This window comes from Ancylothrix sp. D3o (genome assembly GCF_025370775.1).
Lineage (GTDB): Bacteria > Cyanobacteriota > Cyanobacteriia > Cyanobacteriales > Oscillatoriaceae > Ancylothrix.
The window spans coordinates 476,821-492,040 of sequence record NZ_JAMXEX010000001.1 but is presented as its reverse complement, the minus strand read 5'-3'; the positions used below and the strand labels follow the sequence as shown (position 1 = coordinate 492,040).

At 46.5% G+C, this 15,220-nt stretch carries 9 protein-coding genes; 5 read left to right on the top strand and 4 right to left on the bottom strand.

Going from position 1 to position 15,220, the window contains the following annotated elements:
• Window positions 1-84: 84 nt before the first annotated feature.
• The 4 genes from NG798_RS02120 to ribD all read right to left on the bottom strand — a co-directional run bounded on the left by NG798_RS02120 (window position 85) and on the right by ribD (window position 7,538).
• On the bottom strand, window positions 85-777 hold the full coding sequence (locus NG798_RS02120; protein ID WP_261220144.1) for a type II secretion system protein: 693 nt from the start codon (window positions 775-777) through the stop codon (window positions 85-87).
• 82 nt (window positions 778-859) lie between these two features.
• Complete coding sequence (hpsA, locus tag NG798_RS02115; RefSeq protein ID WP_261220143.1) at window positions 860-5,674, bottom strand: hormogonium polysaccharide biosynthesis protein HpsA; 4,815 nt, start codon at window positions 5,672-5,674, stop codon at window positions 860-862.
• Window positions 5,675-5,810: 136 nt separating this feature from the next.
• Complete coding sequence (locus NG798_RS02110) at window positions 5,811-6,443, bottom strand: hypothetical protein (RefSeq protein WP_261220142.1); 633 nt, start codon at window positions 6,441-6,443, stop codon at window positions 5,811-5,813.
• Window positions 6,444-6,473: 30 nt separating this feature from the next.
• Window positions 6,474-7,538, bottom strand: a complete 1,065-nt coding sequence (ribD, locus tag NG798_RS02105; RefSeq protein ID WP_261220531.1) for a bifunctional diaminohydroxyphosphoribosylaminopyrimidine deaminase/5-amino-6-(5-phosphoribosylamino)uracil reductase RibD — start codon at window positions 7,536-7,538, stop codon at window positions 6,474-6,476.
• Between the two features lie 847 nt (window positions 7,539-8,385).
• Between ribD and NG798_RS02100 the strand changes: the two genes are divergently transcribed.
• The 5 genes from NG798_RS02100 (at window position 8,386) to secA (ending at window position 15,101) form a co-directional block, all read left to right on the top strand.
• Complete coding sequence (locus NG798_RS02100; RefSeq protein WP_261220141.1) at window positions 8,386-9,303, top strand: MBL fold metallo-hydrolase; 918 nt, start codon at window positions 8,386-8,388, stop codon at window positions 9,301-9,303.
• 74 nt (window positions 9,304-9,377) lie between these two features.
• Complete coding sequence (locus NG798_RS02095) at window positions 9,378-10,451, top strand: bifunctional riboflavin kinase/FAD synthetase (protein WP_261220140.1); 1,074 nt, start codon at window positions 9,378-9,380, stop codon at window positions 10,449-10,451.
• A 129-nt stretch (window positions 10,452-10,580) separates the two neighbouring features.
• The gene (locus NG798_RS02090) at window positions 10,581-11,489 is read left to right on the top strand and encodes a MoxR family ATPase (protein ID WP_261220139.1); all 909 of its coding nucleotides are present in this window, start codon (window positions 10,581-10,583) and stop codon (window positions 11,487-11,489) included.
• 201 nt (window positions 11,490-11,690) lie between these two features.
• Window positions 11,691-12,197, top strand: coding sequence for a diheme cytochrome c (locus tag NG798_RS02085; protein ID WP_261220138.1), 507 nt, complete (start codon window positions 11,691-11,693; stop codon window positions 12,195-12,197).
• Between the two features lie 90 nt (window positions 12,198-12,287).
• Window positions 12,288-15,101 carry a preprotein translocase subunit SecA gene (secA, locus tag NG798_RS02080; RefSeq protein WP_261220137.1) on the top strand — a complete coding sequence of 938 codons (2,814 nt, stop codon included), beginning with the start codon at window positions 12,288-12,290 and terminating at the stop codon, window positions 15,099-15,101.
• The last annotated feature ends 119 nt before the right edge of the window (window positions 15,102-15,220 follow it).

Below are 15,220 nucleotides of genomic sequence, written 5' to 3'. Positions count from 1 at the left end.
AGCAGCCTTTTTCTCTTTTATTTTCTTTCTTTACCGCATTTTCTTACTTTTAAAAACTCATTGCTAATACATCTGCGTCTGCCACTAATTACAATTAGCTGATGTCACCTGAATTTTGTTATTCAGTTCGCAATAAGCAAAGCGAGAAGTAGGTAAATCACTTTTAACAATAGGCGTATAAAAGGTAACTAGAGGCAAGCTTAAAACCTGACCTGAAGTTAAACCTCCCGAAGCAGTTTCTCGCCTTGGATATGGCTTTAAACTCCCTGAAATTAAAGCCGCTCTTGTATAAACCCGTACCCCCATCAAAAATGCAACAGGTTTACCACGTACCTGCTGATAAACTACCGCTGGTGTTGATGAGGTAAAAGTTTGGACTCCTAAATCCCAATTCTGCTGACCATCTCCATTGATATCTACAGCACACCACTCTGTTACGCTAGTGGCAGCTGTCGCATTTAACGGACAGGCGGGAGGATTTGGGTTGGGAGTTGGTGCCGGCACCTGAGAATCTAAATCAAACCGATCAACCGTTTGACCCAAAGTGGGAGGTAAATTGGTATAATTTCCCCGCTCAACTTCCAAACGTACCCGATCAATTTCACCGCGCGCCAGTTTAATCGCTTGGTCAGTTCTGTAATTTTTGATCCGCGACGCATAACCCACCACCAAAGCCGGGGTAATCAGACTAATGACTACAGCTACTACCATAATACCCACTAGGGACTCTAGCAGTGTTAATCCTTTTTCTGAGTCGTTTAACAAACGTCTTTTCATCTTAAACCTCCACATTTCTAGTAGTTACGAAATTTGGATGGTTCATTGTTTGCATTTACGAACAATAAACCATCCTTAAAAATTAGTTAGGACAAGTGATACCCGTCTCTACAACTTTGCGTAACTTGCAAATGTAGGGGTCATCTGCCGGGGGTTCCCGGTAAAACTCACTGCGTTCGAGAGAAGGAATTACCATCCGGCGAGCAATCGGCCCCGCTGACGAGATTTGCAGCGCTACATCATAACCCCAGTTTCGGCTCGGCACTCTATAGTATTTGTATAATTCTTGGGAACTTGAGTTGCCTCCCAAGATAGGTACCATCCCTGGTTCCCACGCATCTTGGTCATAGGGAGCAGTGGCATAGTTACTGAAATTCAGCTGCAACATTGAGCCAGAAATATTGAGGGCAACACTACCAGCGCCCCAGTCTTCAATCAAGCGTGGGAAGTTGTGTAACCCACCATTAGCACTCCCTGGACGCGAGGGAGTCACTGCACTCACTAATACTGCATTTATAGTTGTGGCAGTAGCGGTGTTTAAAGCTCCTGGTGAATTTCTATCAGCTCTAAAGTCTCTGAAACGAGAATAAGAAGTGCCTGCGGCATCAGCAGCGTTTACTTTATATTGAATTTCTCCATTACGCAGAACTTTAATCGGGCCGTCACAACCTTTACCATCGGCTGTAGAAAGGTTTGATGTTGTGGAGCTATTAAAACTTGCTGCCAATATTTCGTTCATCGAAGCAAGTCTTGGATCGTAGGGGTTGGCGCAGACATAGCCTTCTAAATCGGTTAAAGCTGTGGTAACAGGTTTTCTTGCCGCAGGAGTCCAGAAGCTCGGGCTGGGTTCGCCTTGCATATTGCTGTTGCGGTAAGAAGATGCAGCAGAACAGCCTGTGTTATCACCACGAATCCCACTTTGAACTGTGCCATCACACTGCCAGTTATTAGAAATAATAGTAATGGCATCTGCAATAATTTCTGACTGTCGCCACCGATCATTTCCTTTGCCAAAATTGGGATTTAATGCTGAGCGACTATAGAAAGGTTGCGTTGAGTCTGTAAATTCTTGTTGGGTGTTAGTACCATCGGTAGTATGCAAGTTAAAGTTGCCTTGAATGTACACCGGGTTATCTGAAATTAACGACAAACCACGCTCCAGATTCTGCACCGGCACCGTAATTCCTTCCCGTACCAAATTTGAACCATTCCGTAAACGGAAACCATAGGGACGGCGATCTGGGTCAGGATAGTAGTCTATTGGTTTGGGGCTAATCCCCCTCGGCAATCCGGGAGACACCGGCGGCGGTGTGGTGATTGGTATCAATGGTGGATCTTGGTTATTCCAAACATTCATTACCTCACTAACTGCCGTTGGGTTGCCTGGAGGATTTGTGCCATTCCACCTTTGTAGGTAAGAATTTGCATTCATAAATTCTGGCCTCACAATGGCATCTTCTCGCACTGCATCTTCGCGGAAGGCATAAACAAGACTGCTTGTTGGCAACCATGTATCTTGTGTACTGGCATTTGGAACAGGTGTAGTCCGCATCAAGTCTAAATCCAAATTCATCAGCCGGACGCTCATCATTTCCCGACCGTCAAAAATCGCCGAATCTTTAAATGCTACCCGCACACAACCATTTGTTAGGCTATTATTCGACAAATTAACGGTTCTGATATAGCTATCACCGTTACCCGCTGTGGGAGTAAAATTCAACATTGCGTAGGAATTACAACGAGCGTCAGGTCTCTCAACTCTTGGTAACATCCAATTTTGAGCCGTACCACCCAGTTGATTGAGGTTAATTCCCAACTGTTTCGGTCTCGCTACAATCGTCTTAATTGGGTCATTCGACAAAGGGAAATCGTGGTAAGTAAACGTTCCATTTACATCGTTTCCTCTGATATAAGCATCCCGGTTTCCCAAAACATCGCGTGTTACTGTTGGATGTGGCGGCTCTCGGTGAGCGACAGTCGGGAAAATGTAATATAGTGCCGGGAATTTTGGCTTGTAATCATCTCCATTTTGTGGGCAAAGTGGTGCGGCGGGGCTGCCTGTGAGTGGGCATGATTCTGGTGTTGTTGGGTTACTAAAGGATTGACCATTACTACGATCAAGGGCAATTTGTTCTTTAAGGTACAAAATTTTGGCAATGGCAGCATTTTTTGTCTTAGTCTGTAAAGAGGTAGAATTGGTGGTATCTGCAAGCTGCCTATCTAGTTCAGAAATAATGTAATTTGGTTTATCATCGGTAGATTGTAGATTAGAAAAATTAGGACTGCTTGTAATATTGGTAATAGCAGTCTCAAAAGGTGTACGATCTGCGGAGGGGAGTGCCGAATAAGTAAACTCATTGATGTAACTAATGTTGTACGCCAAAAGCCCTAAAGTGCAAGCTGCGGTGTGGAGATAAGACTTATCTGCAATACTTAAAGTGTTATATGCCCCACTGCCAATTGCCCGTCGCAAGTTCGAGTAATTTCCCCACATTGCCATATTGGAGTAGGGATGCTCCACAATATCTGGGTCTCCTGGAACAGCTTGCGCTGCTGGAAATGCGCCTTTAGGATCACCGGCAAAGCGCGACAAATTCTCTAAAGCTTGTCTTAACGGACTATTGGCATTACCAACTGCCGTTTCAAAAGCCGTTTCTGTTGTTATACCCGCCGGCATTGTAAATTCCCAACCATTTGTACCTTGCCCATAAAAGAAATTGCTCAACAAGGTAGGATTTGCTGAACCATTCGGGAGCATTTCAAAAGTTGCACTTTGAGCCAAAGTATGAGCGGTGCCAGGGTGAACTGTGCTTGCTAAACAAGATGTGGGGAAATAACCACCTTCATTAACTGCTGTGCCAGAATTATCCCCTACCTTGGCATGATAAATTGCCGTTCCTTGCACAGCGGCTAAATTATCGTAAAGGGTACGCAGTTGCCATGCTTCGTTGCTTCTCTGTGGGTTGCTTGTGCGGGCCCAGGCGGGACTGTTTGTTTGGGGATTTGCCCGGTTAAGTGGGTAAAGTGGATCTGCGGCATTAGGATCATCATCATTGAGATTGCCATTATTATTGACATCGCCATTATTCCAGCCGAATGTATTTCCCAACTCCAAGCGTTCACCGACAATAATTCTCAGCCCTTCATTGCGAGCGCGGCGTTCCCAGAAACCATCTAACCCTACAGTTTCCGGCACTTCTGGGCCCAGAGGTTCGGGACGAATTAAATCATCACTTGCAATTGTCTGTGTTGGATCAGTTGTGGGAAGGGGGTCTGCTTGAGCGGCGATGTCAGAGCCTTGTGCCACCCTTAAGTAAGGTAGTGCACACTCGTCTCTATTGGTGGTGGGATTTCGGAACGGTCTTTCTCTGGAGTAGGCGGGTTTAGGGCCAACGCGGTTATCAGCACGATAGGTATCATCAACGTAGGGAGCACAAGAGTTAATATCTACGTTTACCCGACTGGTTCCTAATACTGGAGTTGCCGGTTTTGGATCTGGGCTAAAGTTGGGGTCACGTTGCCAAGTGCTGGTACCGGAGTCTACTCGTGGCCTAGAAATCCCCTGAACTTGCAGGCGCAGTGGATCTACGGAAATGCGCGAAATATTGTATGACGTAGGGTTAATAGAATCGGTGTTTGCGTCTACCGGAAACGGGCCATTAGCGCCGGTATCTGCTTGTCCTCGAATGACTGTAGCGCTGTCTTGAGCATCCATAAGAACCGTACCAACGGTGCCGGCTGCGTTACTATCTTCTCGAATCCGACCGGCCACTAATTCCCCAGCCGTCGTGATTCTGGAACCGCTCTCTGGTAAGAAAAAGCAAGAACTAGGAGAGCTAATTAAATGAGAGCGGAACGTTTGACCGGCCACAAAAATATTACTTTGCGAGTGCATCGCTCCGTTCCAGTTAAAATTTTGGCCTGGAAAAATTTCCAAATCATAGCGGAACCAAGCCCCCCATTTATTTCCTCGGTCAAACGAGCGGTCTTGCTGATACTGAAGTGTGGAAATAGCTTTATTTGTAGCGTTTACTTGGTTGGTAGCTGTCGCCGGCACGCTAACAGCAAAAACTTGCATATTTTTGTACACCGTTGCAGTTCCATTTCCGGGGAACCAACCAGCCAAAAGGTTTGAGCCTCCCCCTGTGCCGGTGCAGGCGGCGTTACTGTTTTGAATTGTGGTCGCTAAAGGGCCATTACGAACCAACCATAAGTCTGCTTTCCCCGGAGTGCTCGCCTCTCGTTTATCATTTTGCACATATATTTTGGGATTAGTTGATCTTGGATCAACTGAATAGCGAGGCCCGTTGCCTACCTGTCTTTCGGCCCTAAGCACCACTCCGTAAATGGTGGTTACATCGTCATTTGGGTTTTGTGTATTTTGATTATTTGTGTACCTCCAAACAAGAGGCGTGATTCCAGAAGCCAGTCCATCAAGAGTTGTCACCCTTGTTTCATCAGGATACCTATATACATCATTCGGTAGTGCTGGTACACCCTCACTGCCATCATTTTTCATCATCGCTTCCAGAATAGTTTCATCTGGAATACCGGCTGGCAGTCTGGGGTCAGTTGTAAACAAATATTCTATCTTTGCTTTTGCCCTATCCAAAGCCGGCGTCGCGGCATTCACCACCTGCTGAGTTTGGTAATCCCGAATCACCTGAGTATTGCGGCTAAACGTGCGGAACATCACCGCCGCCACCACCAAAAACACCACAATCATCATTAAAGCAAGGGTTGGCAGCACAAATCCCGCTTGAGTCTGCCTCCACCGGTTCGTCACCAAATAAGAGCGAAGCAACCACTGCATTAGTTGCCGAGACAGCCGCTTAAAAAGATTAAATATTTCTTTTAGTAGACGCTGAATTGCTTTCTGGAATTTGTGCTTAGCCATACATCCCCAACAAAGACAGACAATACCAATTTTTTATAGTCCCCTCCTTTAGTGTTAACTCACCAAAGCAGGAAATGACAATACTCCACGAGTGTTGTCTCTAAGTTGAGGATACCCACCGGCTCACAATTAACGATCACTGCCCCAGAGAATTTTCCCCATCACTTGCATTCGGTAACACAGTCGGTGCAGAATTATTCGGAGAATTTGCCCGCGAACTCGCCAAAGTATTTGACACCAAAACAAAGCCCAGGTAGGCCGGCAGCAACAACGCCCCAACCGCCGCAACCCCCGTCAGCCAAGAAGTCCAACTCACCGACGGCCCATAATGAGTCCGGTACGGATCAAACGAAATAAACTCACCTTTAATAATATCCCGCATCGCCAAAGGACGTTTAAATCTCACCCGCCTATCATCCAACTTTTCTAACAGAATCCACCCTGCTTGTGCCTCTTCCTCACACAATTTTTGAAAAACATTTGCATCCCTAAACAAATCCGAGCTAGAACGCACAATTTTATATTCCCAGCCATTCAAACGCGGATCTTTTGCCATATCCCTACCCCCGCCATTTTGGGATAAGCTTTGAGGAGCCATAGGCACCGGCCCATAAGAATTTTCCTCAGTATCTTGCAAACTCAAAATTAACTCCTCCTCCTGGTATAATTGCTCATCTATAAGTTGTTGCCGGCCCATAACCGCACCAGCAATCACAGCCTCCATGCCAAGCGTGCCCACAAAGACACTCCAAATCAAAATTTCTAACACAGTTTTGTCATTAGTCCTTTGTCAATTGACTTAAAGAAGTTTCAAATAACCTTCCACCACACACTCAGAACCAATAGGCCGCCAGCTTACCTGTTCTAAACTAAAAGCATCCGTCATACTCATTAACCCCAAATCTCCCACCGGCGTCGGAGCCAACACACCGCCAATAATTTTAGGAGCAATAAAAGCTAAAATCTTTTGCACCGCACCTCCTGCTATCGCACTAGCCGCCAAAGTACCTCCACATTCCCACAACACAGCGGAAAATTGCCGGTCATACAAATGCACCATCACCGCATCCGGTGTCAGCACATCCAACTCGACGACTTCCACCCCCTTATTCTTTAACATCTTTTGAAATTCAGGATTAACCCCCGTTTCCGTTACCACCAGCGTCGGCGCATCTTCAACTTCCCACAAACGCGCCTGTGGGGGTAAATTCAAACTCCTACTCATCACCACCCGTAACGGGTTGCGTATCACCGGATCATGTGTCGTTAAACGCGGGTTATCCAACCGTACCGTATTTCCCCCCACAATCACCGCATCACAAATAGAGCGCAACTGATAAACTTCACTGCGAGAATCCTTACTTGTTACCCAGCTACTATGGCCGGTGCTACTAGCAATTTTGCCATCAAGCGTCATCGCATATTTCAAAATTCCAAACGGGCGCCGGTGTACAATTCTATGGATAAACGCCTCATTAAGCCTGCGGCAATCTTTTTCCTCAACACCCACCACCACCTCAATACCGGCCTTTCTTAACCGTTCAATTCCACCCCCACCCACCAAAGGATTAGGGTCAACCATACCCACCACAACTTTTGCCACCCCCGCCGCCACCAAAGCCTCACTACAAGGCGGAGTCCGTCCGTAATGATTGCAAGGTTCAAGATTAACGTAAATTGTCGCACCCTTAGCCAACTCACCGGCAGCCCGGAGAGCAAAAACCTCTGCATGAGGCTGACCGGCCTTTGGGTGAAAACCTTCCCCTACAATTTGGCCATCCCGAACAATCACCGCCCCAACCAAAGGATTAGGAGAAGTTTGCCCCTGAGCCTGACGAGCCAAACTTAAACATCGCTGCATCATTGTACAGTCAAATGCGCTCACCGTTTGCGAGAAACCATTCACAGCAGCGCCAACACCGGCACTTACGCTATCGGCTGATATTTGTAAATTTGCGTCCTTGTCTGCGAGAATATTGTCCATGTTGAAGGGGTAGGGCTTGAAATTGTGCTGAGTTAAATGCCTGTGGCAACCTGCGAACCGGCCTTTATCCTGAGTTTATCGGAAACAGTGGAGCCGGTGCCTGAGAAACTGCCTAACTTTTCCTTTGTACAGCCCTAGGTGTTCAGCCCGCCTCAGCTTTGTATAAAATATATTTATTTAACCGCTATTCAGTTATACTTAATAACCAAAACCCAAAAACCTATATCCTCGATTTAATTGATAAAAAGCTCAAAATGCTGCAAATAAAAAGAATCATATTTTATACAGATAGTTTTAGCGACACCTATTTATACATAACAACAGCAGTTTTCCCCCTTATTAGGTATCTATAATGAGAAAAGCGGCAAAAACCCAGGCCAAACAGGCAGAATTAACAAAACAAGAGCAAAAACTATCGTTAGTATTTAATAAACCACAGGCAAAACCGGCATCTCCCAGTTCAGCACCAATTAAATTTGCCACACGCACTCCTAAAGTGTTTCAATAAGATATAGAATCCCTCTAGCGAAAGCGAGTGCATCGAGCCAGAGAAGAGCCATTGTTTTGTTCGTCCGTGCGGTTCCCAAAAAATAACTGTAGAAAACCACAGCAAAATTCCGCACAACTGCCGCTCTCTAAACTAAATTTGATGATATAGACTTTGCCCACACATAAAACCGTATCCATGAACTCCCCCCAATAGAAGCAAGCAAAGCGAGAAATACCCATGTCAATCAAACCAAACCAATTTACAGTCCACTTCTGGGGCGTTCGAGGTAGCATCGCCTGTCCGGGCGCAGAAACAGTGCGCTATGGGGGAAACACCCCCTGCGTAGAAATGCGCGTAGGTGGCAAGCGCTTGATCTTTGATGGAGGCACCGGCCTGAGAGTATTAGGACAATCCCTATTGTCGCAAATGCCGGTAGAAGCCTATATGTTCTTCACCCATTCCCACTGGGATCACATCCAGGGATTCCCCTTTTTCGTCCCCGCCTTCATCAAAGGAAACCGCTTCCACATCTACGGAGCCGTTGCGCCCAACGGTGCTACCATCGAACAACGCCTCAATGACCAAATGTTGCACCCCAACTTCCCCGTACCCTTACAAATCATGGGAGCGCAACTCGAATTTAACGACTTAGGAGTAGGCGAAACAGTCCAGCTTGGCGATGTCACCATCGAAAACGCCCTGCTCAACCATCCCGGCGAAGCCGTAGGCTACCGGATAAGCTCACAAGGCTGCTCCGCCGCATACATCACCGACACAGAACATTTTCCCGACCGGCTCGATGAAAACGTCCTCTGGCTGGCTCGCAACGCCGACGTGATGATATACGACGCCACCTACACCGATCAAGAATACTACTCAGAAAAAACCAGTAAAGTTGGTTGGGGACACTCAACTTGGCAAGAAGCCGTAAAAGTTGCCAAAGCCGCCAATGTCAAAAAATTGGTTATCTTCCACCACGATCCGCTCCACAACGATGATTTTCTCGATAGCGTCGCCGAACAAGTCGGACAGCAATTTCCCGACAGCCTGATGGCAAGAGAAGGGCAATCAATTCAATTAGTCCCCCCAGGCTTAGCCTCCGAGAGCGAAGTTGCCGTCATTGAAACAGTCCAAGATGCCAAAGTTTCCGCCTGAGATTTGAGATAGCAGGTTTTAAAATACCGCACAATTGTAAAAATTAAACATTAAGCATTTTGGCAAAAACCGGCGTGTGGGTCTCCAAATCTCTCTCAACAGCGCTAACACCAACAGCCATCGCCCTCGGCAACTTTGATGGCTTACACCGAGGACACCAACAGGTGATCTCTCCAATTTTACATCGGGCTGTCCAACCGGCTACCATTGCCGCAGCACAAGCGCAGCCGTCCATCGCAAGGCAAAAGCCCCTAAACTGGCAAAATTCCCGCCTTGGCAGTTGCAAATCCCTAAAAGCGAACGACCGGCCAGAGGAACCTTACAGCCCCTCAGTTTTGCCTAGTGGGGTGCATTCAACAGTGGTGACATTTTATCCCCACCCCCAGCAATTTTTCACCGGCATCACCCGCACTCTTCTCACCCCGCTGGATGAAAAAATAGCCCTCTTGCGGGAAATAGGGGTACAGCAATTAGTTTTATTACCCTTTAACAACGATATTGCCTCCTTAACTCCCCGCGAATTTGTCGAAAAAATTCTCGTGCGAGAACTGGCGGCCAAACAAATCAGTGTCGGACAAAATTTCCGCTTCGGATACAAACGCACCGGCACCACAGAAGAACTAAAATCAATAGCCTGGGAATATGGAGTGAAAGTAACCATTGTGCCCCTAGAAATTTGTCAAGAAGAACGCATTAGTAGCTCTCAAATACGATGCTATTTAGAAGCCGGAAATGTTAAAGCAGCCAACAGACTTTTAGGCCGTTCCTACAGCTTAATGGGAACAGTAATAACCGGCCAAAAACTCGGCAGAACCTTGGGATTTCCCACCGCAAATATACAACTTAACCAAGAGAAATTTTTACCCAAAACCGGAGTTTATGCCGTGCAAGTTTGGCTGGAAAATTCCGACTCAAACAGCAAACCAATTCCGGGGGTAATGAATATAGGAATGCGCCCCACAGTAGCCGGTGTAAAACTCACAACCGAAGTGCATTTATTAGACTGGTCAGGAGATTTATACGGCCAAAACATCACCGTCACCCTCGAAGAATATCTGCGAACTGAGGAAAAATTTCCCTCCCTCGACGCCCTTAAACAGCAAATTCAAGCCGACTGCAATTTAGCAAAAAAAATATTACAAATGTAGTAGGGGCGGGCTTTGGAGTTTCGACAAAACCTCCGAAGTCCGAGCGGCTATTCAATAGCTTCGCTTATAGCATAGATCGCAGGTGAACCCGCCCATACATGATAATTGACCCTTTACCGAGGACAAAATATGAGGGAACGCATCGACCGGCTCACCGAAAATCTAGCCCAAACCATCGTAGGAAAAACTGACGCCATTCGGTTAGTAATTGTCGCCTTACTGGCCGGTGGCCACGCCTTACTCGAAGACGTACCAGGGGTAGGCAAAACCCTCCTAGCAAAATCGCTCGCTCGTTCAGTAGCCGGCAAATTTCAACGTATCCAATGCACCCCCGACTTATTACCCACCGACATCACCGGCACCAATATTTGGAACCCAAAAAGCGGTGAATTTATATTTCTGGCTGGGCCGGTTTTTACCAACGTCTTACTATGCGACGAAATAAACCGCGCCACCCCCCGCACCCAGTCAGCCTTGCTAGAAGTGATGGAAGAAAGACAAGTAACCGTAGATGGAGTCACTCGTCCAGTACCGGCACCATTTTTTGTGATCGCCACCCAAAACCCCATCGAATATCAAGGCACCTTTCCCCTCCCAGAAGCGCAAATGGATCGCTTCACCCTCGCTTTTTCTCTTGGGTATCCCAGCGAAACCGAAGAACTACAAATGCTGCAACAACTCGAAACCGGCATCCGAGTTGAAGAACTACAACCGGCCATCACCCTAGAAGAAGTGCAAGAATTAATTCGTCAGTGCCGGTTAATAAAAATCGAAAATAGCTTACAAAAATATATTTTAGACTTAGTAAGAGCCACCCGCGAAGACGACGAAATTACCCTCGGAGTAAGCCCTAGAGGGGCCGTTGCTTTGTATCGTTCCAGCCAAGCCTTTGCTTATCTTTCCGGGCGGGATTATGCGACTCCTGATGATGTAAAATATCTCGCCCCTCATGTGTTATCTCACCGGCTTATCCCCGCAGGAAACCGCAGATCCAAAACCATCATCGAGCGGTTATTGGCGTCTGTCTTTATTCCTTAAAAACGCATTTTTCCAACACTTTCTGGGCGGGTTAAAAGCCCCCGCTACACAAATAAAACCCCTCCGGGGTTAAGCGGCGGGTTAAAACCCACCGCTACACGAATAAAACCCCTCCGGGGTTAAGATAAATTCTCAGAGAATGTGTATTTAGTCCGAAGGACTTTTTTCATGTAGACGCCGGTTTTAACCGGCGGCTTAAATATGCCTAATTCCCGTACACTAAGAGCAACGATCATAATTTTAATAGCAGCCGCCCTAAGTATCGGTCTGGGATGGGGACTCGCCAGCAGCGCCAACCCACCGAGACAAAATACCACAGACTTGCTTAGCAACCCTCAACTACAATACGGACAAGAACTTTATCTCGAAAACTGTGCCACCTGCCACCTTGGACTTCCCCCCGCAGTGATGCCCACCGAAACCTGGCAACAGCTACTCAGCGATACCCAACACTACGGAGTACAAGTTAAAATCCCTCCAGATCCCTTTCGCGTCCTGATCTGGAACTACCTGCTAATTTCTTCCCGCCTACTGCAAAAAGAAGAAGAAACTCCCTACAGGCTCGCGGAGTCCCGTCATTTTAAAGCTTTGCACCCCCGCGTAAAATTTAATGAGCCGGTCAAACTCAACACCTGTATAAGCTGTCACCCCAGCGCATCAGACTACAATTTCCGTGATTTGTCCCCGGAGTGGCAAAATTCTCCATAATGTAAATAGACAAATCAATCGTAAGGAAGAAGGAAAAATATATTAATCCTTCGTCCGCGATCCTTCATCCTTTCGTTAAATGCTCCTGCCATGCTGAAAAATTTGCTCGGCGATCCCAATGTACGCAAAATCAAGAAAATTCAGCCGCTCGTTACTGAAATCAACCTCCTAGAGGAAGAGATCCAACCGCTCTCTGATGATGCACTAATTGCTAAAACAGCAGAGTTTAAGCAGCGGCTCCATAATGCTAAAACTCCCGATGCTCAAAAAGAAGTGCTCGATGAACTGTTACCAGAAGCCTTTGCTGTGGTAAGAGAAGCGTCGCGCCGGGTTTTAGGTTTACGGCATTTTGATGTGCAAATGTTGGGCGGTATGATTTTGCACAAAGGTCAAATTGCTGAGATGAAAACCGGCGAAGGTAAAACCCTCGTCGCTACTTTGCCATCGTATCTCAATGCTCTTTCAGGTAAAGGCGTTCACGTCGTCACGGTTAATGATTACCTGGCCCGTCGGGACGCTGAATGGATGGGACAAGTTCATCGCTTTCTTGGTTTAAGTGTGGGTTTGATCCAACAAGGTATGAACCCTGATGAACGCCGGCGTAACTATGCTTGCGATATTACCTACGCAACCAATAGCGAATTAGGGTTTGATTATCTGCGTGATAATATGGCAACTTCTATGGCGGAAGTGGTACAAAGACCTTTTAATTACGCCATTATTGACGAAGTAGATTCAATTTTAATTGATGAAGCGCGTACTCCTTTGATTATTTCGGGTCAAATAGAACGTCCTACAGAAAAATATTTGAAAGCCTCTGATATTGCCAATGCTCTACAAAAAGAAGAACATTATGAGGTTGATGAAAAAGCTCGAAATGTTCTGCTCACCGATGAGGGGTTTGCTGAGGCGGAAAGATTGCTCGGTGTGACGGATCTTTATGACCCTAATGATCCTTGGGCTCATTACGTTTTTAACGCCATCAAAGCCAAAGAGTTATTTATTAAGGATAAAAACTACATCCTTTTTGATGATGAAGTCGTAATTGTTGATGAATTTACAGGGCGAGTTTTGCAAGGGCGCCGGTGGAGTGATGGTTTACATCAAGCGATAGAAGCAAAAGAACGAGTCGATATTCAGCCAGAAACACAAACGCTGGCAACAATTACTTATCAAAATTTCTTTTTGCTTTACCCGAAGTTGTCGGGGATGACCGGCACCGCAAAAACAGAAGAAGCTGAATTTGAGAAAATTTATAGCTTGGAAGTTACAGGAGTTCCGACCAACCGCAACAATAAACGCAGAGATTTAGCCGATGTAGTGTACAAAACTGAGGAGGCTAAATGGAAAGCGGTGGCGGCTGAATGTGCAGAAATGCACACCCTTGGTCGTCCGGTTTTGGTGGGTACTACCAGTGTAGAAAATTCTGAGTATCTGTCGAGTTTGCTGCAAGCTCTTAAGATTCCTCACAATTTGTTGAACGCTAAACCAGAAAATGTGGAGCGGGAGTCAGAAATTGTTGCCCAGGCCGGTCGCAAAGGCGCGCTGACAATTGCAACAAACATGGCCGGTCGCGGAACGGATATTATTTTAGGTGGCAACTCGGACTATATGGCGCGCTTGAAATTGCGCGAGTATTTCATGCCGGCTATTGTCCGTCCTGATGATGAAAGTTTGGTGAGTTCAATGCGGGTGCCGGGCACTGCTAATCGCTCCGCCGGCCAAGGTTTTGCCCCCACTCAGAAAAAAGTCAAAACTTGGAAAGCCTCTGAACAAATTTTCCCCAAACCACTCTCGAAAGAAACGGAAACGCTGCTCAAAGAAGCCGTACAGTTTGCCGTAAAAACCTACGGAGAACGTTCTTTAACTGAACTCGAAGCCGATGATAAAGTCGCTGTGGCGGCTGAAAAAGCGCCTACAAACGATGGGGTGATTCGTCAGTTACGCGAAGTCTATAACCGGATTCGCAAAGAGTATGAAGAAAAAACCGGCAAAGAACACGACGAAGTAGTTCAGCTTGGCGGGTTGCACGTTATTGGCACAGAGCGCCACGAATCACGGCGAATTGATAACCAATTACGGGGCCGGTCGGCTCGTCAAGGCGACCCTGGTTCGACAAAGTTTTTCCTGAGTTTACAGGATAGCTTGCTGCGGATTTTTGGCGGCGACCGGGTGGGCAAAATGATGGATATGTTCCGCGTTGAGGAAGATATGCCCATTGAGTCGGGGATGCTGACTCGTTCCTTGGAAAATGCTCAAAAGAAAGTAGAAACCTACTATTACGACATTCGTAAACAAGTGTTTGAGTATGACGAGGTGATGAATAATCAGCGCCGTGCTATCTATGCAGAACGCCGCCGGGTTTTGGAAGGTCAAGATTTAAAAGAACGGGTAATAGAATATGCCGAAAAAACAATGGATGACATTGTTGAGGCGTATGTCAACCCCGATCTGCCTTCGGAAGAGTGGGAACTACCGAGCATGGTAAATAAAGTTAAAGAGTTTGTTTATCTGCTTTCGGATATGGAACCCAGCCAACTTGATGACATGAGTTTGGATGAAATTAAGACGTTTCTCCACGAACAGATACGCATTGCTTATGACATCAAAGAATCGCAGATTGATCAAATTCAACCTGGTTTGATGCGGCAAGCAGAACGCTTTTTTATCTTGCAGCAAATTGATACTTTGTGGCGCGAACATTTGCAGCAAATGGATGGTTTGCGAGAATCGGTAGGGTTGCGGAGTTATGGGCAAAAAGACCCCTTAATTGAATATAAATCAGAGGGGTATGAGTTGTTCTTGGATATGATGACTGATATTCGCCGGAATGTCGTTTATTCTCTGTTCCAATTCCAACCTCAAATGGCTCAACCGGCAGTCGCTTCCTCAGAAAGAGTATAGATTGGGTGGGGTGCGTCGCCAAAAACGCACCCTACTTTCCAGACCCAGATAGCACTTGGGGCGACAAGCTTAGTTCTAGTGCGGAGTGTTTTTTTCATGTTATAATATAATCTGAATGT